Source organism: Falsirhodobacter xinxiangensis (assembly GCF_004959935.1).
Classification (GTDB): Bacteria; Pseudomonadota; Alphaproteobacteria; order Rhodobacterales; family Rhodobacteraceae; genus Falsirhodobacter; species Falsirhodobacter xinxiangensis.
On the sequence record NZ_SMYN01000030.1, the window covers coordinates 1 to 20,838 of the forward strand.

Below are 20,838 nucleotides of genomic sequence, written 5' to 3' on the forward strand. Positions count from 1 at the left end.
CGGTTTCGTCCGTTCAAACTTTGCCTTTGCCATCGTGGCTTCCTCTCGATTCGGGTTCCGCAGCAGCGGGAAGGCCCCGCCCTACAGGATTGACCGGGCGTATGCAACACCCGGCCGGAAAATGGAAGGGCGGGGATCATCCCCGCCACAACCTTATGCGTATTTCTTCTGAATCTCGTCCGAGATGTTCTGAGGAACCGCTTCGTAATGGTCGAACGACATCGAGAACACGGCGCGGCCCGAAGACATGGAACGCAGGTTGTTGATGTAGCCGAACATGTTGGCCAGCGGGACCATCGCCGTGATGACGTTGGCGTTGCCGCGGCTGTCCTGACCCTGGACCATGCCCCGACGCGAGGTCAGGTCGCCGATGATCGAACCGGTGTATTCTTCCGGCGTGACCACTTCGACTTTCATGATCGGCTCAAGCAGCTTGGCGCCCGCTTTCTTCATGCCTTCACGCATCCCTGCGCGAGCGGCGATTTCGAAAGCCAGAACCGAGGAGTCGACGTCATGGAACGCACCGTCGATCAGCGCGACCTTGAAGTCGATGACCGGGAAGCCTGCCAGCGGACCGGAGTCCATGACCGACTTGATGCCCTTCTCGACGCCCGGGATGTATTCCTTCGGAACCGTCCCGCCCACGATCTTCGATTCGAACGAATAACCTTCGCCCGGCTCGGTCGGGGTGATGACCAGCTTCACGCGCGCGAACTGGCCGGTACCACCGGTCTGTTTCTTGTGCGTGTAGTCGATCTCGGCTTCGCGCGAGATGGTCTCGCGGTAGGCCACCTGCGGCGCACCGATGTTCGCCTCGACCTTGAACTCGCGACGCATACGGTCGACGAGGATGTCGAGGTGAAGTTCGCCCATGCCCTTCATGATCGTCTGGCCCGATTCGAAATCGGTTTCCACACGGAAGGACGGGTCTTCGGCGGACAGGCGAGCGAGGGCGAGGCCCATCTTCTCCTGGTCGGCTTTCGACTTCGGCTCGACCGCGATCTCGATCACCGGCTCGGGGAAGGTCATCGTTTCCAGAACGACCGCGTTGTTCGGGTCGCACAGGGTGTCGCCGGTGGTCGTGTCCTTCAGACCGGCCAGCGCGATGATGTCGCCCGCGAAGGCTTCTTCGATCTCTTCCCGGTTGATGGCGTGCATCATCATCATCCGGCCGACGCGTTCCTTGCGGTTCTTCGTCGAGTTGAGCATCGAGTCGCCCTTCTTCAGCGCGCCCGAATAGATGCGCGTGAAGGTCAGCGAGCCGACGAAGGGGTCGTTCATGATCTTGAACGCCAGACCCGAGAAGGGCTGCGCGTCATCGGCCGAACGCTCGATGTTGCGGGTTTCCGTCTCGTCGCCCGGTGCGAAGCCGGTATAGGCCGGAACGTCCAGCGGCGAGGGCAGGAAGTCGATGACGGAGTTCAGCAGCGGCTGGACACCCTTGTTCTTGAACGCCGAACCCGCGGTGACGGGAACGAAGGTCAGCGACAGGGTGCCTTTGCGGATCAGCGCGCGCAGGGTCGCCTCGTCGGGCTCGTTGCCCTCCAGATAGGCTTCCATCGCGGCGTCGTCCATTTCGACGGCCAGTTCGATCATCTTCGCGCGCCATTCGGCGGCGACGTCCTGCAGGTCGGCGCGGATCGCACGACGGACCCAGGATGCGCCGAGGTCTTCGCCCTCGTACACCCACTCTTCCATCTTGATCAGGTCGACGATGCCTTCCAGCTTGTCCTCGGCACCGATCGGCAGAGCGATCGGGCACGGGGTCGCGCCGGTGCGGTCCTTGATCATCTTCACGCAGTTGAAGAAGTCGGCACCGATCTTGTCCATCTTGTTGACGAACACGATCCGCGGAACCTTGTAGCGGTCGGCCTGACGCCAGACGGTTTCGGTCTGCGGCTCGACACCGGCGTTGGCGTCCAGCAGACAGATCGCACCGTCAAGCACCGCCAGCGAACGTTCGACTTCGATGGTGAAGTCGACGTGGCCGGGGGTGTCGATGATGTTGAAGCGGTACTTCGTGTCCGAAGTGCCTTCCTTGGTCGGATCTTCTTGGCGCTGCCAGAAAGTGGTCGTAGCAGCCGAGGTGATCGTGATGCCACGCTCCTGCTCCTGCTCCATCCAGTCCATCGTCGCGGCGCCTTCATGCACCTCGCCGATCTTGTGGGACTTGCCGGTGTAGTACAGGATCCGCTCAGTCGTCGTCGTTTTACCGGCGTCGATGTGAGCCATGATCCCGAAGTTGCGGTAGCGTTGCAGCGGGTAGTCGCGTGCCATTGGTTCGGTCCTCAGGCTGATGGGTTACCAGCGGTAATGGCTGAACGCTTTGTTCGCGTCGGCCATCTTGTGGGTGTCTTCGCGCTTCTTGACCGCGGTGCCGCGGTTGTTGACGGCGTCGGAGAGTTCTGCAGCCAGACGCTCTTCCATGGTGTTCTCGTTACGCTTGCGCGCAGCGGTGATCAGCCAACGGATCGCCAGGGCTTCGCGGCGCTCGGTGCGGACTTCGACCGGAACCTGGTACGTTGCACCACCAACGCGGCGCGAACGCACTTCCACGGACGGCTTCACGTTGTCCAGCGCCTCGTGAAAGGCTTCGATCGGCTCGCGCTTCAGACGGGTCTGAACGCGGTCGAGCGCGTTGTAGACGATCGATTCGGCGACGGATTTCTTGCCGTCGATCATCAGGTTGTTCATGAACTTGGTCAGAACCCGATCGCCGAACTTGGCATCGGGCAGAATTTCGCGCTTCTCGGCGGCGTGACGACGGGACATCTCTCAGAACCTCACTTCGGACGTTTCGCGCCGTATTTCGAACGGCGTTGGCGACGGTCTTTAACACCTTGCGTATCGAGCACACCGCGCAGGATGTGGTAACGAACGCCCGGAAGGTCTTTCACCCGGCCGCCGCGGATCAGGACAACAGAGTGTTCCTGAAGGTTGTGCTTTTCGCCCGGGATGTACGAAATCACCTCGAACCCGTTGGTGAGGCGGACTTTCGCGACCTTCCGCATAGCGGAGTTCGGTTTCTTCGGCGTCGTGGTGTACACGCGGGTGCACACGCCACGCTTCTGCGGGCAGGACTCCAGGTGCTGCGACTTGGAGCGGGTCTTCTTCGGCTCCCGCGGTTTGCGGATAAGCTGTTGGATCGTCGGCATTCGGTTCCCCGTTGCTTCCTGTTACGTTCACGCCTGCCCGGATCCTGTCGGGGGGCGCCAGCTAAGGGCGTTCTGCGTGGCAACAGAAACGCCAAAACCGCATCCGCCCCTAGCGCGGGACGACGCGGTGGAGATTCAGAGGATCGGAGCGCACAGGCCCGGATCGTGACCACTAGATACCTTGATATGAAATGCGCGGACTGGTCCCGCGCATCTCGGTAGCGGGCGTATAGGGGGAGTCGCTGCCGATGTCAACAGGACCCCCCTGCCCTCACAGCGCCATATCGGGAACGCGGGGCACCTCGCCTGCCGCAGGCGCGGCGGGCAGCGTGCCTTCCGGCGCGACGGGTGCCGGAAGGTCCAACGCGGCGGCGGTGGCGGTCATGATGCGCAGCGCCAGTTCCGGATCGTCGTTCAGCTTCACATCGAAGCTCGGCACGATCTGGCGGACCTTTTCCTGCCATTCCGGGGTCGCCAGTTTCTCGGCAAAGACCTTGCGCAGAACGTCCAGCATGATCGGCGCCGCGGTCGATGCCCCCGGCGATGCGCCCAGAAGCGCCGCGATCGTTCCGTCTTCCGAAGACACGATCTCGGTCCCCAGCTTCAGAACGCCGCCCTTTTCCTCGTCGCGCTTGATGATCTGCACGCGCTGGCCAGCCTGCCACAGACGCCACTGATCGGGGTTCGCCTCGGGGAAGTATTCGCGCAGCGCGGCGAAACGGTCCTCGTCCGACTGGATGAGCTGCCCGGCGAGGTATTGCACCAGCCCGAACTCGTCCCAGCCCACTTTCAGCATCGGCCAGATGTTCTCCAGCGTCACCGAGGCGGGCAGGTCGAAATACGATCCTTCCTTCAGGAACTTCGTCGAGAAGGTCGCGAACGGTCCGAACAGCAGAACCTGCTTGCCGTCGAGGAAACGGGTATCCAGATGCGGCACCGACATGGGCGGCGAGCCGACCGAGGCCTTGCCGTAAGCCTTGGCCAGGTGGCGCGTCACGACCTCCGGGTCCTCGGTCACGAGGAACTGGCCACCGACCGGGAAACCGGCATAGTCGTCACCTTCCGGGATGCCCGACATCTGCAGCAGCGGCAGCGCGCCGCCCCCTGCGCCAAGGAACACGAACCCGGCATCGACCACTTCCTCGGCACCCGATTCCATGTTCGCCCAAGTCACGCGCCAAGAGCCGTCCTCGTTCTTCTCGATCCCGCGCACCTCGGACGAGGTGTGCAGTGCAAAGCCCGGCAGCGTGGACAGGTGTGCGACATATTGGCGGGTGATCTCGCCGAAGTTCACGTCGGTGCCCTGCGGCGCGCGGGTGGCGGCGATGGTCTGCGCCGGATCGCGGCCTTCCATCATCAGCGGAACCCATTCCGCGATCTGCGCCTGATCGGTCGAATATTCGATCCCGGCGAACAGCGGGCTGGCCTTCAGCGCCTCAGCCCGCTTGCGCAGGTATTCGACGTTCTCGTCTCCCCAGACGAAGCTCATATGCGTCGTCGAGTTGATGAAGCTGCGCGGGTTCTTCAGAACGCCGGCGCTCAGTTGATGCGACAGGAACTGACGGGTGATCTGGAACATCTCGTTGATGCGGACAGCCGCCGCGATCTGGATGTTCCCGTCGGTATCCTCGGGGGTGTAGTTCAGCTCGCACAGCGCCGAATGGCCCGTCCCGGCATTGTTCCAGCCGTTGGAGCTTTCCTCGGCCACCGCGTCCAGGCGTTCCACCATTTCGATGGTCCAGCCCGGCTCCAGTTCGTGCAGCAGCACGCCGAGCGTCGAGCTCATCATGCCGCCGCCGACCAGCAGCACGTCGATCTTGCGGGGCGCCCCTTGGGCCATCACCGCCGGGGGCAGCGCCGAGACGGCCACACCCGCAGCCGCCGTTCCCAGAAGCTGGCGGCGGTTCATTTCAAGAATCCCGCCGGTTGCGTCGCGCGAATTGTCTTCAGTCATGTTCAACCCGGTTCGTTGTTCTTTTTGCCTTTCCCTCGTTCCGAGGGGGTGCGCGCGTCGTAGGTCGGCATCCCATCGTGTGCAAGCGCAGCATGCACTTGCAGGCATGTCGGACAGGCAGCGCGGCAAAGGTAATACAGGTTGTGAAGATCGATTATTTCACGCGAGAACAACTACTTACGCTTTCCACCCTGTCCCACCGCGCGTCAGGTTTCCAGCCGCCCCCTTGCTGGCGTGGGATCACCCATGCAACTGGTGCATGGCGGCGGCTTGCAGGATTTTCTCCTCGAACCGATCCAGTTCGACGGCGAACCGTTCCCGCAGGATGTCCGGGATGTTCAATTCACCTTCCAGAAGCGCGCCGTCGTGGCGAAAGCGGCCGCCGCTGCTGTCGTTCTTTCCGTGCTTGCCCCGGATATACATGAAGCTGTCCTGAAACAGGACGCCGTTCATCATCTGGTTCAGCTTGTGGTGGCCGTAATCCATCACACAGGCATGTTCCGAAGGTGCCTTGTAAAGCGTCAGGGCCGCCGTCATCCGGTCGGCCGCCTGCGGCAGGACCGTCAAGCCTTCGGGCGGGGTCATCAGGGTGAAACCGCGGCAGTAATCGGACCAGATCCGTCCCTCGGCGCGATACATCGGCACCAGTTTGGCAAGGAAATCCTGACGCACGCGCTGGACGAAATCGACCGCCACGGCATCATCGTCATCCATTCGGAACTGCGCGACGACATCAGCGCTCTCGTCGGTATAACGCCGCAGGATCTTGCGGCAAAGCGGGCGATGCTTTTCAGGCGCGGCCTGATGCAGCGCGATCTGGGGGATATCGGCGATCAACGCGCGCAGCCGGTCAAGCCACGGTGCGGGAAAGTCCTCTCCCGTCGCGACGATCAGCGTGAAATCGGGATCGGTCTGGCGCCGCCATGCCGGAAGGCAGACATGTTCGAACCAATGGAAACGCAAGGCAAGGTTCGCCGGATCGTAAAGCGCGCGCCGCCTGTCTGCCAAGGTCTCGTGCAGGACCTGAAAGCCCCCCGAGACCAGAAGCGAAAAGCGGCAAAACCCCAGAACCTGAACCTTCATGCGTCCCCCGCAATGAAAAAGGCCCCCGGTGAAGGGGGCCTTCTCGTTTACTCTGCAGCGCCTTCCTGGGGGGCGGCAAGGGCAGCCGCGCCTTCGGCTGCGTCACGCCGCGCGTCGATGACCTTCTGGTCGCGATCCAGCGCGATCTTCTTGACGCGGCTGGTCGCCCCGCCCGTCCCTGCCGGGATCAGACGACCGACGATGACGTTCTCCTTCAGGCCGACGAGCTTGTCGCGCTTGCCCTGAACCGAAGCCTCGGTCAGCACGCGGGTCGTTTCCTGGAAGGACGCGGCCGAGATGAAGCTGCGCGTTTGCAGCGACGCCTTGGTGATGCCCAGCAGGATCGGTTCCGCATTGGCGCGGCGCATGCCGTGGTGGTCCGCCTTGGCGTTGACCTCGTCAAGCTCGGCCTTGTCGACGTGTTCGCCTTTCAGCAACGTCGTCTCGCCCGAATCGAGGATCTCGTATTTCTGCAGCATCTGCCGCACGATCACCTCGATATGCTTGTCGTTGATCTTCACGCCTTGCAGACGATACACGTCCTGCACTTCGTCGATCATGTAGTTCGCCAGCGCCTCGACACCCATGATGCGCAGGATGTCATGCGGCGCGGGGTTGCCGTCCATGATGTAGTCACCCTTCTGCACGAAGTCACCTTCCTGCACCGGGATGTGCTTGCCTTTCGGCACCATGTATTCGACGGCCTGCAGGCTTTCGTCCACCGGCTCGATCGCGATGCGGCGCTTGTTCTTGTAGTCCTTGCCGAAGCGCACGTAGCCATCGTTTTCGGCGATGATCGCGTGATCCTTCGGACGGCGGGCTTCGAACAGTTCGGCCACGCGCGGAAGACCCCCGGTGATGTCCTTGGTCCGTGCGCCTTCGCGCGGGATACGGGCCACCACGTCGCCGGCCTTCACGTCCTGTCCGTCTTCGACCGACAGAATCGCGTCCACCGACATCGGATAGGAGATCGGGTTGCCCTGCTCATTGCGCAGCGGCTCGCCGGTTTCCGGGTCCATCAGGATCACTTCCGGCTTGAGGTCCGACCCTTTGGGGGCCGAACGCCAGTCGGTCACGATCTTCTGGGTCATGCCGGTCGCTTCGTCCGTGTCGTCACGCACCGAGATGCCCGACACGAGGTCCACGAACCGCGCCACGCCGGTCTTTTCGGCGATGATCGGCAGGGTATAGGGGTCCCATTCGAACAGCTTGGCGCCACGCTTGACGGATGCACCGTCCTTGACGTGGATTTTCGAGCCGTAGCTGATCTTGTGCGACGCCCGTTCCTGACCGGCCTCGTCGATGATCGCGATCTGCATGTTCCGGCCCATGACGATCTGGTCGCCAGCGGCGTTTTCCAGAAGGTTCGGGTTGCGGAACTCGATGCGGCCCTCTTGGCTGGCTTCGAGGAACGACTGCTGGCCGCCCTGCGCGATGCCGCCGATGTGGAAGGTCCGCATCGTCAGCTGCGTGCCCGGCTCGCCGATGGACTGCGCGGCGATGATGCCGACAGCCTCGCCGATGTTGACCAGCGTGCCGCGGGCAAGGTCGCGCCCATAGCATGCGGCGCAAACGCCTTCCTCGGCCTCGCAGGTCAGCGGGCTGCGGATGCGGACGTTGGCGACGCCGGCTTGCTCGATCGCATCGGCCTTGCGCTCGTCGATCAGCTCGCCCTTCGCCACGACCACCTCGTCGGTGCCCGGAACCAGAACGTCGTCGGCGGCCACGCGGCCCAGCACACGCTCGGCCAGCGACAGGACCACTTCACCGTCATTGACCGCCGCCGAAGCGTTGATCGCGTTTTCGGTGCCGCAATCCGTGACGCGCACGATGCAGTCCTGCGCCACGTCCACCAGACGGCGGGTCAGATAGCCCGAGTTCGCCGTTTTCAGTGCCGTGTCCGCCAGACCCTTACGCGCGCCGTGGGTCGAGTTGAAGTATTCAAGAACGGTCAGACCTTCCTTGAAGTTCGAGATGATCGGCGTCTCGATGATCTCGCCGTTCGGCTTGGCCATCAGGCCGCGCATCCCGCCCAGCTGCTTCATCTGCGCAGGCGAGCCCCGCGCCCCCGAGTGCGACATCATGTAGACCGAGTTCGGCTCTTTTTCAGCGCCCTCGTCGGTGTAACGCACCGCCGAGATTTCGGCCATCATCTCGCCCGCGACCTTGTCCGAGCATTTCGACCAGGCATCGACAACCTTGTTGTATTTTTCGCCCTGAGTGATCAGGCCGTCCATATACTGTTGTTCGAATTCCTTCACCTGATCCTGAACGTCGTTCACGATCGACCATTTGGTGTCGGGGATCAACATGTCGTCCTTGCCGAACGAGATGCCGGCCTTGAACGCCTCGCGGAAGCCCATGCCCATGATCTGGTCGCAGAAGATGACCGACTCTTTCTGACCGCAATAGCGGTAGACGGTGTCGATGACGTTCTGCACGTCCTTCTTACGCAGAAGACGGTTCACCAGTTCGAACGGCGCTTTCGCGTTCTTCGGCAGCAGGTTGCCCAGACGCAGACGGCCCGGAGTCGTCTCGTAACGCTTGACGACCTCGTTGCCTTCTTCGTCGATCTGGGTGATCCGCGCCTGGATCTTGGCATGCAGATGCACCGCGCCGGAAGCCAGCGCGTGTTCCACTTCCTCGACATCGGCAAAGGCCATGCCTTCGCCGACCATGCCCTTACGCTCCATGGTCGTGTAATACAGGCCAAGGACCATGTCCTGCGATGGAACGATGATCGGCGCGCCGTTGGCGGGCGACAGGACGTTGTTCGTCGACATCATCAGAACGCGGGCTTCCAGCTGCGCTTCAAGGCTCAGCGGGACGTGGACGGCCATCTGGTCACCGTCGAAGTCGGCGTTGAATGCCGAACAGACGAGCGGGTGCAGCTGGATCGCCTTGCCTTCGATCAGGATCGGCTCGAACGCCTGAATCCCCAGCCGGTGCAGCGTGGGCGCGCGGTTCAGCAGAACCGGGTGCTCGCGGATGACTTCATCCAGGATATCCCAGACCTCGGGACGCTCTTTCTCGACCAGCTTCTTCGCCTGCTTCACGGTGCTGGACAGGCCCTTGGCCTCCAGACGCGAGTAGATGAAGGGCTTGAACAGCTCCAGCGCCATTTTCTTCGGCAGACCGCACTGGTGCAGCTTCAGCTCCGGACCCGTCACGATGACCGAACGGCCCGAGAAGTCGACGCGTTTGCCCAGAAGGTTCTGACGGAAACGACCCTGTTTGCCCTTCAGCATGTCCGACAGCGATTTCAGCGGGCGCTTGTTGGTGCCCGTGATCACGCGGCCGCGGCGGCCGTTGTCGAACAGCGCATCGACGGCTTCCTGAAGCATCCGCTTTTCGTTGCGCACGATGATGTCCGGCGCGCGAAGCTCGATCAGGCGCTTCAGGCGGTTGTTCCGGTTAATCACGCGGCGATAGAGGTCGTTCAGGTCCGAGGTCGCGAACCGGCCACCGTCCAGCGGGACCAGCGGGCGCAGTTCTGGCGGGATCACCGGCAGAACGGTCAGGATCATCCACTCAGGGCGGTTGCCCGACTCGAGGAACGATTCGACGATCTTCAGACGCTTGATGATCTTCTTCGGCTTCAGCTCGCCCGTCGCCTCTTTCAGATCCTCGCGCAGCTGTTGCGCGGTCTGGTCAAGGTCGATCGCGGCCAGCATCTCACGGATGGCTTCCGCACCGATGTTCGCGGTGAAGGCGTCGGCACCATACTGGTCCTGCGCGTCGAGGAACTCTTCCTCGGTCAGCATCTGCGCATAGGTCAGGTCGGTCAGACCCGGCTCGATGACGACATAGTTTTCGAAGTAGAGGATGCGCTCCAGATCCCGCAGCGTCATGTCCAGCATCAGACCGATGCGGCTGGGCAGCGATTTCAGGAACCAGATGTGTGCAACGGGCGCGGCCAGTTCGATATGGCCCATACGCTCGCGGCGCACCTTTTGCAGGGTGACCTCGACGCCGCATTTCTCGCAGACGACGCCGCGATACTTCATGCGTTTGTATTTGCCACACAGGCATTCGTAGTCCTTGATCGGCCCGAAGATGCGCGCGCAGAACAGGCCGTCACGTTCGGGTTTGAACGTGCGGTAGTTGATGGTTTCCGGCTTCTTGATCTCGCCATAGGACCACGACAGGATCCGCTCCGGCGAAGCCAGAGAGATCTTGATCTCGTCGAAGGTGCGAACAGGCGCAACCGGATTGAACGGGTTGGTGCTGAGTTCCTGGTTCATTTCATGTCCTTACAGAAGGGATGCGGGTGAATGGGGGCGCGAACGCCCTCATTCTTCCTCCGAATCCAGGAGTTCCATGTTGAGGCCGAGACCGCGGACCTCTTTGACGAGAACGTTGAACGATTCCGGCACGCCGGCTTCGAAATTGTCCTCGCCCTTGACGATCGACTCGTACATCTTCGTCCGCCCTGCGACGTCATCCGACTTCACGGTCAGCATCTCTTGCAGGGTATAGGCGGCGCCGTAGGCTTCCAGAGCCCAGACCTCCATCTCACCCAGACGCTGGCCACCGAACTGCGCCTTACCACCCAGCGGCTGCTGCGTGACGAGGCTGTACGGTCCGGTCGAACGTGCGTGCAGCTTGTCATCCACAAGGTGGTGCAGCTTCAGCATGTACTTGACGCCGACGGTGACGGGACGCGCGAACTGCTCACCCGAGCGGCCGTCGAAGACGATCGACTGACCGCTTTCGTTGAAGCCAGCGCGGCGAAGCGCGTCGTTCACGTCCGGCTCTTTCGCGCCGTCGAAGACCGGGGTCGCGATCGGAACGCCTTTGGTGACGGTGCCCGCCATTTCAAGGATCTCGTCGTCGTCACGCTCGCCGAAGGCAGCCTCATACGTCTCGTCGCCATAGGCGATACGCATGGCGTCCTTCACCGGGGTCATGTCGCCATCGCGGCGGTAACCCTGAAGCGCCTCGTCGATCTTGATGCCCAGACCGCGCGCGGCCCAGCCCATGTGGGTTTCAAGGATCTGACCGACGTTCATACGCGACGGCACGCCCAGCGGGTTCAGAACCAGATCGACCGCGGTGCCGTCGGCAAGGAACGGCATGTCCTCGACCGGAACCACCTTGGAGATAACCCCTTTGTTCCCGTGACGACCGGCCATCTTATCGCCCGGTTGCAGCTTGCGCTTCACCGCGACGAACACCTTGACCATCTTCATCACGCCCGGGGGCAGATCGTCGCCACGGCGGACCTTCTCGACCTTGTCCTCGAACCGGTGATCGAGCTGACGCTTCTGGGCCTCGTACTGCTCGTGCAGTGCCTCGACCTCTTTTGCGTCGGCTTCCTCGCCCAGTGCAAGCTGCCACCACTGGCCCTTCGACAGGGTGCCCAGCAGTTCCTCGTCCACGGTCGAGCCGGCCTTGATGCCTTTCGGGCCTTTGACGGCCGTCTTGCCCAGAACCAGCGTGCGCAGACGCGAGTAGATGTTGCGGTCGAGGATCGCCAGCTCGTCGTCGCGGTCACGGGCCAGACGTTCGACTTCCTCACGCTCGATCTGCAGCGCGCGCTCGTCCTTGTCGACGCCGTGACGGTTGAAGACCCGCACTTCGACGATCGTGCCATAGGCACCCGGCGGCAGACGCAGCGAGGTGTCGCGCACGTCGGATGCCTTCTCGCCGAAGATGGCGCGGAGCAGCTTCTCCTCCGGCGTCATCGGGGACTCGCCCTTCGGGGTGATCTTGCCGACGAGGATGTCGCCCGGCTGAACCTCGGCACCGATATAGACGATGCCGGCTTCATCCAGATTGCGCAGGGCTTCTTCGCCTACGTTCGGGATGTCGCGCGTGATCTCTTCCGGCCCCAGTTTCGTATCGCGGGCGGCGACCTCGTATTCCTCGATGTGGATCGAGGTGAAGACGTCATCTTTCAGGATGCGCTCCGAGATCAGGATCGAGTCCTCGTAGTTGTAGCCGTTCCACGGCATGAACGCGACGATGACGTTCCGGCCCAGAGCCAGTTCGCCCATGTCGGTGCAGGGACCGTCGGCCACGACTTCGCCGCGGGCAACCTTGTCGCCCACCTTCACCAGCGGACGCTGGTTGATGCAGGACGACTGGTTCGACCGCTTGAACTTGCGCAGACGATAGATGTCCACGCCCGGCTCGCCCGGCTCCAGCATCTCGGTTGCGCGGACGACGATACGGGTCGCGTCCACCTGGTCGATGATGCCTGCGCGGCGGGCCATGATCGCGGCGCCGGAATCGCGGGCCACAACGGCCTCGATCCCAGTGCCGACGAAGGGCGCGTCCGATTGCAGCAGCGGAACAGCCTGACGTTGCATGTTCGAGCCCATGAGGGCGCGGTTGGCGTCGTCGTTTTCAAGGAACGGAATCAGCGAGGCCGCGACCGAAACCAGCTGTTTCGGCGACACGTCGATCAGGTCCACGGCTTCCGGCGGGTTCAGCATGAACTCGCCCGCCTTGCGGGTGGAGATCAGGTCGGACGTGAAGCGCCCTTCCCCATCCAGCGTTGCGTTGGCCTGTGCGACGGTGTGGCGCATCTCCTCGGTCGCCGACATATAGACGACGTCGTCCGTCACCTGTGCGTCCACGACCTTGCGATACGGCGTTTCGATGAAGCCATACTTGTTGACGCGGGCAAAGGTGGCCAGCGAGTTGATCAGACCAATGTTCTGACCTTCGGGCGTCTCGATCGGGCACATCCGGCCATAGTGGGTCGGGTGAACGTCGCGAACCTCGAAGCCCGCGCGTTCGCGCGTCAGACCGCCCGGCCCCAGAGCCGAGAGACGACGTTTGTGCGTGACTTCGGACAGCGGGTTGGTCTGGTCCATGAACTGCGACAACTGCGAGGAGCCGAAGAATTCGCGGACAGCCGCCGCCGCCGGTTTCGCGTTGATCAGGTCTTGCGGCATGATCGTGTCGATCTCGACCGAGGACATGCGTTCCTTGATCGCGCGCTCCATGCGAAGCAGCCCGACGCGATACTGGTTCTCCATCAGCTCGCCCACGGACCGCACGCGGCGGTTGCCGAGGTGGTCGATGTCGTCGATCTCGCCCTTGCCGTCGCGCAGTTCGGTCAGCGCCTTGATGCAGGCGATGATGTCGGCGCGGTCCAGCGTGCGGTCCGTGTCGGCCTTGCCCAGATCGAGGCGCATGTTCATCTTCACGCGGCCAACGGCGGACAGATCGTAACGCTCGCTATCGAAGAACAGCGTTTCGAACAGCTGTGCTGCGGCTTCGACGGTCGGCGGCTCGCCCGGACGCATGACGCGGTAGATGTCCATGAGCGCGGTGTCGCGACCCATGTTCTTGTCCGCCGCCATCGTGTTGCGGATGTAGGGACCGACGTTGACGTTGTCGATGTCCAGAACCGGAATGTCGGTGATGCCCTGATCGAGCAGCAGCTTCAGGGTCCCGCCCTTCACCTCGCCGTCGCGATCGTATTCCATCGTCAGCTCGTCGCCGGCTTCGACCCAGATCTCGCCGGTTTCCTCGTTGATGAGGTCCTTGGCGACATAACGGCCGACGATCTGGTCGAACGGCAGCAGCAGTTCCGTGACCTGACCTTCGTCCAGCAACTTCTTGACCATGCGCGGGGTCATCTTGTCGCCCGCCTTGCAGATGATCTCGCCCGAGGCGGCATCCACCAGATCGAAGGCCGGACGGGTGCCACGAACACGCTCGGGGAAGAACTTGGTCACCCAGCCCTTGTTCTTCTGATAGCTGTATTGGACGGTGTTGTAATAGGCGTCCATGATCGCTTCCTGATCCATGCCAAGGGCATAGAGCAGGGTCGTCACCGGAAGCTTCCGGCGGCGGTCGATGCGGGCAAAGACGATGTCCTTGGCGTCGAATTCGAAGTCCAGCCACGATCCGCGATAGGGAATGATGCGGCAGGCGAACAGCAGCTTGCCCGAGGAATGGGTCTTGCCCTTGTCATGGTCGAAGAACACGCCAGGGCTACGGTGCATCTGGGACACGATCACCCGTTCGGTCCCGTTCACCACGAAGGTGCCGTTGGCGGTCATCAGGGGGATGTCCCCCATATAGACGTCCTGTTCCTTGATGTCCTTGACCGAGCGGTTGCCCGTGGTCTCGTCGACATCGAACACGATCAGGCGCAGCGTCACCTTCAGCGGCGCGGCATAGGTCATGTCGCGCTGCTGGCATTCGTCCACGTCGTATTTCGGCTTCTCCAGCTCGTATTTCACGAACTCCAGAACCGCGACCTCGTTGAAATCCTTGATCGGGAAGACCGACTGGAAGACGCCCTGAATCCCTTCGCCATCCGTCGCCTTCAGGGCTTCGCCCGATTTCAGGAACAGATCGTAAGAGGATTTCTGAACCTCGATGAGGTTCGGCATTTCCAGCACTTCACGGATTTTGCCGAAGTAGCGGCGGATGCGCTTCTGGCCAACGTAGCTCTGAGCCATGCTCAAGGTCACCTTTCGTGTCTCGCAGGCGCGTGTCCGTCGGGGACCGGGCGCGCGCCGCTTGCGAAGCAGGGGGTAAGGCTCCATTCATGCCCGCCGTCCCACCGGCAAGCTCCCGAGCCCTGAACCGCGCCTTGGGCGGGACTTTCGCGAAAGCCCCCTCCAAGACAGGTTCGGCTGGGCCCGAATTTCTCGGACCCAGCCTAGTCAAGCAATGATGCCGAACGGCATCAAGCCGGATTACTTCAGCTCGGCTTTCGCGCCAGCTGCTTCCAGCTTTTTCTTCATTTCTTCGGCTTCGGCTTTGGCAACGCCTTCTTTGACCTTGCCGCCTGCTTCGACCAGATCTTTCGCCTCTTTCAGGCCCAGGCCGGTGATGGCGCGGACTTCTTTGATGACGTTGATCTTGTTCGCGCCAGCGTCCGTCAGGACGACGTCGAACTCGGTCTTTTCTTCTTCGGCAGCGGCAGCAGCGCCAGCAGCCGGACCTGCGACCATGACGGCGCCGCCAGCGGCGGGCTCGATGCCGTATTCGTCTTTCAGGATGGTTTTCAGTTCTTGAGCTTGCAGCAGCGTGAGGTTCACGATTTGCTCGGCAAGTGCTTTCAGATCAGCCATGTTCTGTTCCGTTCAAAAAAGATGGGTTCCAACGCGGTTGTTTTCAACCACGCAGGCCAAGGTTGCTCAGGCGGCTTCCCGCTCCTCCAGGGTGGAGAGGATGCCGGCGATGTTCGAAGCAGGCGCGCCAATCGCACCAGCGATGTTCGAAGCAGGAGCGCCGATGCAGCCGACGATGGAAGCGATAAGCTCCTCGCGCGACGGCATTGCGGCAACAGCTTTGACACCGGCCTGGTCCAGGATCGTGCCGCCCATTGCACCGCCAAGGATGACGAACTTGTCCGTCGTCTTGGCATATGCCTCGGTGACCTTCGCCGCAGCGACGGGGTCTTCCGAGAAAGCGAGCACGGTCATGCCCGTGAGCAGGTCACCCATTGCTTGCGCGGGTTTCCCATCAAGGGCGATCTTGGCGAGCTTGTTCTTGGCAACGCGTACGGACCCGCCAACTTCGCGCATTTTCGCGCGCAGGTCCTGCATCTGTGCAACCGTCAGACCTGCGTAGTGTGCAACGACAACTACGCCAGAGCTTTCGAAGATCTGGCCGAGTTCCTCGACCACTTTCTCTTTCTGGGCTCTATCCACAGGTTCACTCCAAGTATGGGGGTTTCCCCCCGGCTCTGTTCAGCCCCACCGAAATGGGGCATTCGGGTCCCAACAGGGTCCCGAGGCCATGATCGCCCGAGGAAATCCCCGGAAATCTGTCTCGATAACCCATCTCAGGCAGGAAATTAAGCGAAGCGGACCCCGCACCCACCGTCTAGGACGAATGCGCAAGGCAAGCGACGAATCGCACAACCTTCCGCAGAGGCCGCTTTTAACGTCTTGCAACCGGTTCGCCAAGCCCCCATCGTCACGCCGCCCCGCGCTGAAACCGGCGGCGCGTCCGAAAGCTGTAAAGCGGCCATTCGACCACGTCGGCAAGCCCCTCCTCCAGAACGACGAGGGGGAACTGCTCGCGCCAGACCTTGTAGGCGAAACCGATCTGGTCGCGCCGCGTCACACGGGTCACATGGTCAAAGACGCCTTCGTTGAAGGCATCCGCCGCCGGATCGCCCATGCGCTGGACCATCGCCGTATTCACGAACAATCCCGCATCGCTTGGCAGACCCTCGGCGCGATAGGCGGCGATCAGCGCCTCGCGCGCTTCGAGCGTCATGTAGCCCATGCGCTGGCAGGCCTTGATCTCGCGGTAGATGCATTGGGTGCGGTCGTGGCGAAAAGCATAGCGGGTGCGGGGCGCACCCTCCGGGAACCGCGCCTCGATCACCGCGACGAAAGCCGCAGGATCGACCCGCAGGCGCGCGCGGTTGTCGACATAGATCACCCAGTCATAGCCGGACAGGAATTTGTGCGGGCACAGCTTCGGCAGGCGCGACGCGGCAATCGCGCCCGCATCGCCCGCGGTCAGCACCTCGCGCCGCACCCCCTCGGCAACCTCCAAATCGGGCCGGTCGGTGAACAGGATACGGTCATACCCTTGACCCGCCCCCATCGCGTCGGGGGTGTAGGGTTCGGGATTGCCGAAGTAGCACGAATAGACGGCAATCCGCATCAGGCAGCAGGCTTCCGGAAGACGATGGTGCGGATCGGCAGACGCCCATGCGATCCGCCCTCGATCACCTCGCGGACCGCACCGCCGCCGATCCGGTCAAGCATGGCGATCAGGCCGTCCTCCGAAATCCCGAAGGGGTCCATGGCGCTCACCCGCTCAGGCATATAATTCCAGCCGTGATCGAGAAGCAACGCGCCGCCCGGCGCAAGACAGTCGATCCAGCCGCGAAAGGCACGTTCGGGATCATGCGCGTGATCCCAAGAGTTCGAATAGACGAAATCGAAACATCCGATCCAGTCGGGATCGACGTCGTGAAAATCCCACTGGATCGTGTGCGGGAAGTCGGTCGCGGTGTCCGAAATCTCGGTCCCGAAGACATCGGCACCCGGCAGGTGACTGCGGAACCAAAGCTGTTCGTTTCCGCGCCGGGTGCCGTGACAGATGCCGCGCGCAACCTTGATTCCAGCGCCGGTAAGGTAATCGGCAAGGATCTTGATATGCGCCTCGGGAACCCATTGGTTGTCGATCTTCATGCGGTTCGCTTCGGTCTGCACCGCGCGATAAAGCTCGGGATCGAAAGCGCCGTTCGCACCATAGCGATAGATTTGCATATCGCCGTCGCTGTCAACGCTTCCGCTGCCCATCCGCGCCACCAGATCATCCGACAGACGCTTAGAAAGCCGCCGCACTCCACCGTCGCCCATCGCGCACCTCTCGGTTGTATTCGATGACAGACGTTAACCCAGGTGCGGAAATAAAAAAAGCCACCCGCAAGGGGTGGCTTTCAATCTTGCAAGGCGCCGGATCAGTTGCCGGTGGCCGAAGTCAGGTCGACCGACACGCCCGGACCCATGGTCGAGGAGAGCGAAACCTTCTTCAGGTAGGCGCCTTTCGCACCGGTCGGCTTGGCGCGCGACACGGCTTCGACGAAAGCGCGGACGTTCTCGGCCAGTTTGCCTTCCTCGAACGAGACCTTGCCGATGCCGGCGTGGATCACGCCGGCCTTTTCGACCTTGAACTGGACTTCACCGCCCTTGGCGTTGCCGACGGCGCCGGCGACATCCATGGTCACGGTGCCGACCTTCGGGTTCGGCATCAGGTTGCGCGGGCCCAGGATCTTGCCCAGACGGCCGACCAGCGGCATCATGTCCGGCGTCGCGATGCAACGGTCGAACTCGATCTTGCCGGACTGGATCGTCTCCATCAGGTCTTCTGCGCCGACGATGTCAGCACCGGCGGCCTTGGCTTCGTCAGCTTTGGCGCCGCGGGCGAACACTGCGACGCGGACGGTCTTGCCCGTGCCGTTCGGCAGCGTGACAACGCCGCGGACCATCTGGTCGGCGTGACGCGGATCGACGCCCAGGTTCAGCGCGATTTCCAGCGTCTCGTCGAACTTGGCCGTGGCCGAGGTCTTGATCAGCTTGACGGCATCTTCGACCGTGATCAGGTCTTTGCCCTCGAATGCGGCGCGGGCTGCTTTAGTGCGTTTACCAAGTGCCATGATTAACCTTTGACCTCGATGCCGCAGGATTTCGCCGAGCCGAGGATGATCTGCATCGCAGCTTCCACGGAGTTGGCGTTCAGGTCCTTCATCTTCGCTTCGGCGATCGACTTGATCTGCGCGACGGTGACGGTGCCTGCGACTTCACGGCCCGGTTTCACCGAACCCTTGGCGCGGTTGCGCTTGCCGACCGGCGGCAGACCAGCGGCCTTCTTCAGCAGGAACGAGGCCGGAGCCGTCTTCAGCTCCAGGCTGAACGACTTGTCCTGATAGTAGGTGATGATGACGGGCGTCGGCGTGCCGGGCTCGATATCAGCGGTCTTCGCGTTGAATTCCTTCACGAAGGCCATGATGTTCAGGCCGCGCTGACCCAGTGCCGGGCCGACGGGCGGGGACGGGTTGGCTTGCCCCGCTTTGACTTGCAGCTTCAGCTGCCCGATGATCTTCTTGGCCATTTGGCCTCTCCTTTGTCACAATGCCCGAAGGCACGGTTTAGTGGTCCGGCCACACGGTCCAAGGACCGGGGAGCCTCCCACACGGTCGCTCAGGCGGTCTTCGTCACCTGAGTGAATTCCAGTTCGACCGGGGTGGCCCGGCCAAAGATCGACACAGTCACCTTCAGGCGGCTGTGCTCTGCGTCCACATCCTCGACCATGCCGGCGAAACCTTCGAACGGGCCGTCGGTCACGTTCACCGTCTCGCCGATCTCGAAGCGGATCAGGTTGCGCGGCTGGGCGGCCTCGCCCGTCGTCTCGTCCACGCGGTTCAGGATCGCGTTCACCTCGCCGTCGCGCATAGGCATCGGCTTGCCCTGCGGGCCAAGGAACCCGGTCACGCGGTTGATCGACGAAATCAGGTGATAGCCGCGATTCGACATCTCCATCTTCACCAGCACATAGCCGGGCATGAAGCGCCGCTCGCTCGTCACCTTCTTGCCACGGCGCACCTCGATGACCTCTTCCGTCGGCACCATGACTTCCTCGATCTCGTCTTCAAGGCCGGCATCGATCACGGCTTGCTTGATCTGCTCGGCAATCTTCTTCTCGAAGTTCGAGAGAACGCTTACCGAATACCAACGCTTCGCCATGCTTCAACCTTCCTCGTTTCGCGGAACAAAAAACAGCGCGCAACCGAATCGCTGCGCGCCATTGTCCGCTGATTTCGGGCGGGAATATCGCCCCGCCCCTCGGATTACAAGAAAAAAGCGCCTCAGTTGAAGGCGTGCAGGATCTCGCTCAGCCCGAAGCGGATGCCCATGTCGACCAGCGAAAAGAAGGTCGCGGTCAATGCGGCCAGCACGAAGACCATCACGGTGGTCAGCGCGACCTCGCGCTTGGTCGGCCAGACGACCTTGCCCACCTCGGTGCGCACCTGCTGGATGAACTGGATCGGATTCGCCATTGCCTTGGTCCTTCTTCGGTCCGGGCGCAGATACGCGCTTCGCGGAAAGGTTTCAAGAAGGAATGGCAGGAGTTGGGGGACTCGAACCCACGACCCTCGGTTTTGGAGACCGATGCTCTACCAACTGAGCTAAACTCCTACACGGAGGGTCTGCTAAGGCACGCGGGATCGGAACGCAAGCGGAAAACCGAAGGGCATTCCGCAAATGTGAAACGGGCCGCCCGAAGGCGGCCCGCATCCATCAATTCGCCGGTTCCATCTTGCCGATGATGGTGTTCAACTCCGACTCATCCAGACCGTCCTGCGAGGCGACCGCCTCGTTGATTTCCGAAATCTGGATCGGGGTCAGCGTGGTCACGTCCAGCGTCGGTGCCAGCGTCTGAAGTTGCTCCACCGCTCCGGTGGACAGGGCTTCTTGGGCGTAGGACGCCCCGGCAACGGCGAAGAATGCAGCAGCGGCAAGGGTCAAGGCTTTCATGGTCTTTCCTTTCTTGTCGGTGACGTTTGTCAGTGCACCGGGACAAGAGCGGAAGGCGCGAAGCGGTTCCCTGCCGCCCACTGCTTTAGCGCGCGACGATCGTTTTGATCTGCGCGGCGGTCAGACCGTTGTCCGAATCCACGGCGCCGTTCAGCTGGCTGACCTGAATCGGGCTGAGCGAGTCGGTGTCGAGATTCGGCGCCAGCGTCGAGAGCGTCACTTGTGCGGCCGAGGTCAGCTGGGTTGCCGATTGGGCCGAAGCCACGCCGGTCAGGGCAACAAGGGCGGCAGCCGAGGCGAGAGCGATGCGTTTCATCTGTGCATTCCTTCATATCATGTTCGACGTTTCTTCGTCGGTGAAGCAGATATGCACACTACTGATCGCCTGTGGAAGGGGTCGCGCAATCACGCACAGTTGCAAGAAGTAAATTTAAGAGACTGATCGCTGTATTTTTGAATTAAAACAATTATTTGCATGAGCGTTGCACCGCGAGGGCTCAAATGCACTCCAGTTGTGCATTTATGACAGTTGAATGACGCGTTCGCAGTTCCAAGTGCGCAAATACGAAAGGGGCCGCACTTTCGTGCGGCCCCTCACCCACGATCCCAATAAACGGATCAGGCGATGATTTTCGACACGACGCCTGCGCCGACGGTGCGGCCGCCTTCA

At 62.1% G+C, this 20,838-nt stretch carries 17 protein-coding genes and 1 tRNA gene; all 18 read right to left on the bottom strand.

Annotation, left to right across the window (positions count from 1 at the left end):
• Positions 1-153: 153 nt before the first annotated feature.
• Complete coding sequence (gene fusA, locus E2K76_RS18885; protein WP_136685999.1) at positions 154-2,277, bottom strand: elongation factor G; 2,124 nt, start codon at positions 2,275-2,277, stop codon at positions 154-156.
• A 24-nt stretch (positions 2,278-2,301) separates the two neighbouring features.
• Complete coding sequence (gene rpsG, locus E2K76_RS18890) at positions 2,302-2,772, bottom strand: 30S ribosomal protein S7 (protein WP_136686000.1); 471 nt, start codon at positions 2,770-2,772, stop codon at positions 2,302-2,304.
• Between the two features lie 11 nt (positions 2,773-2,783).
• Complete coding sequence (gene rpsL / locus E2K76_RS18895) at positions 2,784-3,155, bottom strand: 30S ribosomal protein S12 (RefSeq protein ID WP_045391765.1); 372 nt, start codon at positions 3,153-3,155, stop codon at positions 2,784-2,786.
• A 271-nt stretch (positions 3,156-3,426) separates the two neighbouring features.
• A complete protein-coding gene (mqo, locus tag E2K76_RS18900; RefSeq protein ID WP_136686001.1) occupies positions 3,427-5,109 on the bottom strand; it encodes a malate dehydrogenase (quinone) in 1,683 nt (560 codons plus the stop codon).
• Between the two features lie 240 nt (positions 5,110-5,349).
• Positions 5,350-6,192, bottom strand: a complete 843-nt coding sequence (locus E2K76_RS18905; RefSeq protein WP_136686002.1) for a glycosyltransferase — start codon at positions 6,190-6,192, stop codon at positions 5,350-5,352.
• Between the two features lie 47 nt (positions 6,193-6,239).
• Positions 6,240-10,436, bottom strand: a complete 4,197-nt coding sequence (gene rpoC, locus E2K76_RS18910; protein ID WP_136686003.1) for a DNA-directed RNA polymerase subunit beta' — start codon at positions 10,434-10,436, stop codon at positions 6,240-6,242.
• A gap of 48 nt (positions 10,437-10,484) precedes the next feature.
• Positions 10,485-14,618 carry a DNA-directed RNA polymerase subunit beta gene (gene rpoB / locus E2K76_RS18915; protein WP_136686004.1) on the bottom strand — a complete coding sequence of 1,378 codons (4,134 nt, stop codon included), beginning with the start codon at positions 14,616-14,618 and terminating at the stop codon, positions 10,485-10,487.
• 240 nt (positions 14,619-14,858) lie between these two features.
• A complete protein-coding gene (rplL, locus tag E2K76_RS18920) occupies positions 14,859-15,236 on the bottom strand; it encodes a 50S ribosomal protein L7/L12 (RefSeq protein ID WP_136686005.1) in 378 nt (125 codons plus the stop codon).
• 66 nt (positions 15,237-15,302) lie between these two features.
• Positions 15,303-15,818, bottom strand: a complete 516-nt coding sequence (rplJ, locus tag E2K76_RS18925) for a 50S ribosomal protein L10 (RefSeq protein ID WP_136686006.1) — start codon at positions 15,816-15,818, stop codon at positions 15,303-15,305.
• Positions 15,819-16,086: 268 nt separating this feature from the next.
• On the bottom strand, positions 16,087-16,788 hold the full coding sequence (locus E2K76_RS18930; RefSeq protein ID WP_136686007.1) for a glycosyltransferase domain-containing protein: 702 nt from the start codon (positions 16,786-16,788) through the stop codon (positions 16,087-16,089).
• The gene (locus tag E2K76_RS18935) at positions 16,788-17,492 is read right to left on the bottom strand and encodes a class I SAM-dependent methyltransferase (protein WP_136686008.1); all 705 of its coding nucleotides are present in this window, start codon (positions 17,490-17,492) and stop codon (positions 16,788-16,790) included. The genes E2K76_RS18930 and E2K76_RS18935 overlap by 1 nt, the downstream gene beginning before the upstream one ends.
• A 101-nt stretch (positions 17,493-17,593) precedes the next feature.
• Positions 17,594-18,292: a 50S ribosomal protein L1 gene (gene rplA, locus E2K76_RS18940; RefSeq protein ID WP_136686009.1), complete on the bottom strand. Its 699-nt coding sequence runs from the start codon at positions 18,290-18,292 to the stop codon at positions 17,594-17,596.
• The gene (rplK, locus tag E2K76_RS18945) at positions 18,292-18,744 is read right to left on the bottom strand and encodes a 50S ribosomal protein L11 (RefSeq protein WP_136686010.1); all 453 of its coding nucleotides are present in this window, start codon (positions 18,742-18,744) and stop codon (positions 18,292-18,294) included. The genes rplA and rplK overlap by 1 nt, the downstream gene beginning before the upstream one ends.
• Positions 18,745-18,833: 89 nt before the next feature.
• The gene (gene nusG / locus E2K76_RS18950; protein WP_136686011.1) at positions 18,834-19,376 is read right to left on the bottom strand and encodes a transcription termination/antitermination protein NusG; all 543 of its coding nucleotides are present in this window, start codon (positions 19,374-19,376) and stop codon (positions 18,834-18,836) included.
• A 122-nt stretch (positions 19,377-19,498) separates the two neighbouring features.
• Positions 19,499-19,690 (bottom strand): preprotein translocase subunit SecE, encoded by a 192-nt coding sequence (gene secE, locus E2K76_RS18955; protein WP_136686012.1) that lies wholly within the window; start codon positions 19,688-19,690, stop codon positions 19,499-19,501.
• Between the two features lie 63 nt (positions 19,691-19,753).
• Positions 19,754-19,829 (bottom strand) — tRNA-Trp (locus tag E2K76_RS18960).
• A gap of 102 nt (positions 19,830-19,931) precedes the next feature.
• Positions 19,932-20,168, bottom strand: a complete 237-nt coding sequence (locus E2K76_RS18965; protein ID WP_136686013.1) for a hypothetical protein — start codon at positions 20,166-20,168, stop codon at positions 19,932-19,934.
• A gap of 85 nt (positions 20,169-20,253) precedes the next feature.
• Positions 20,254-20,484, bottom strand: a complete 231-nt coding sequence (locus tag E2K76_RS18970) for a hypothetical protein (RefSeq protein WP_136686014.1) — start codon at positions 20,482-20,484, stop codon at positions 20,254-20,256.
• Positions 20,485-20,838 lie beyond the last annotated feature (354 nt).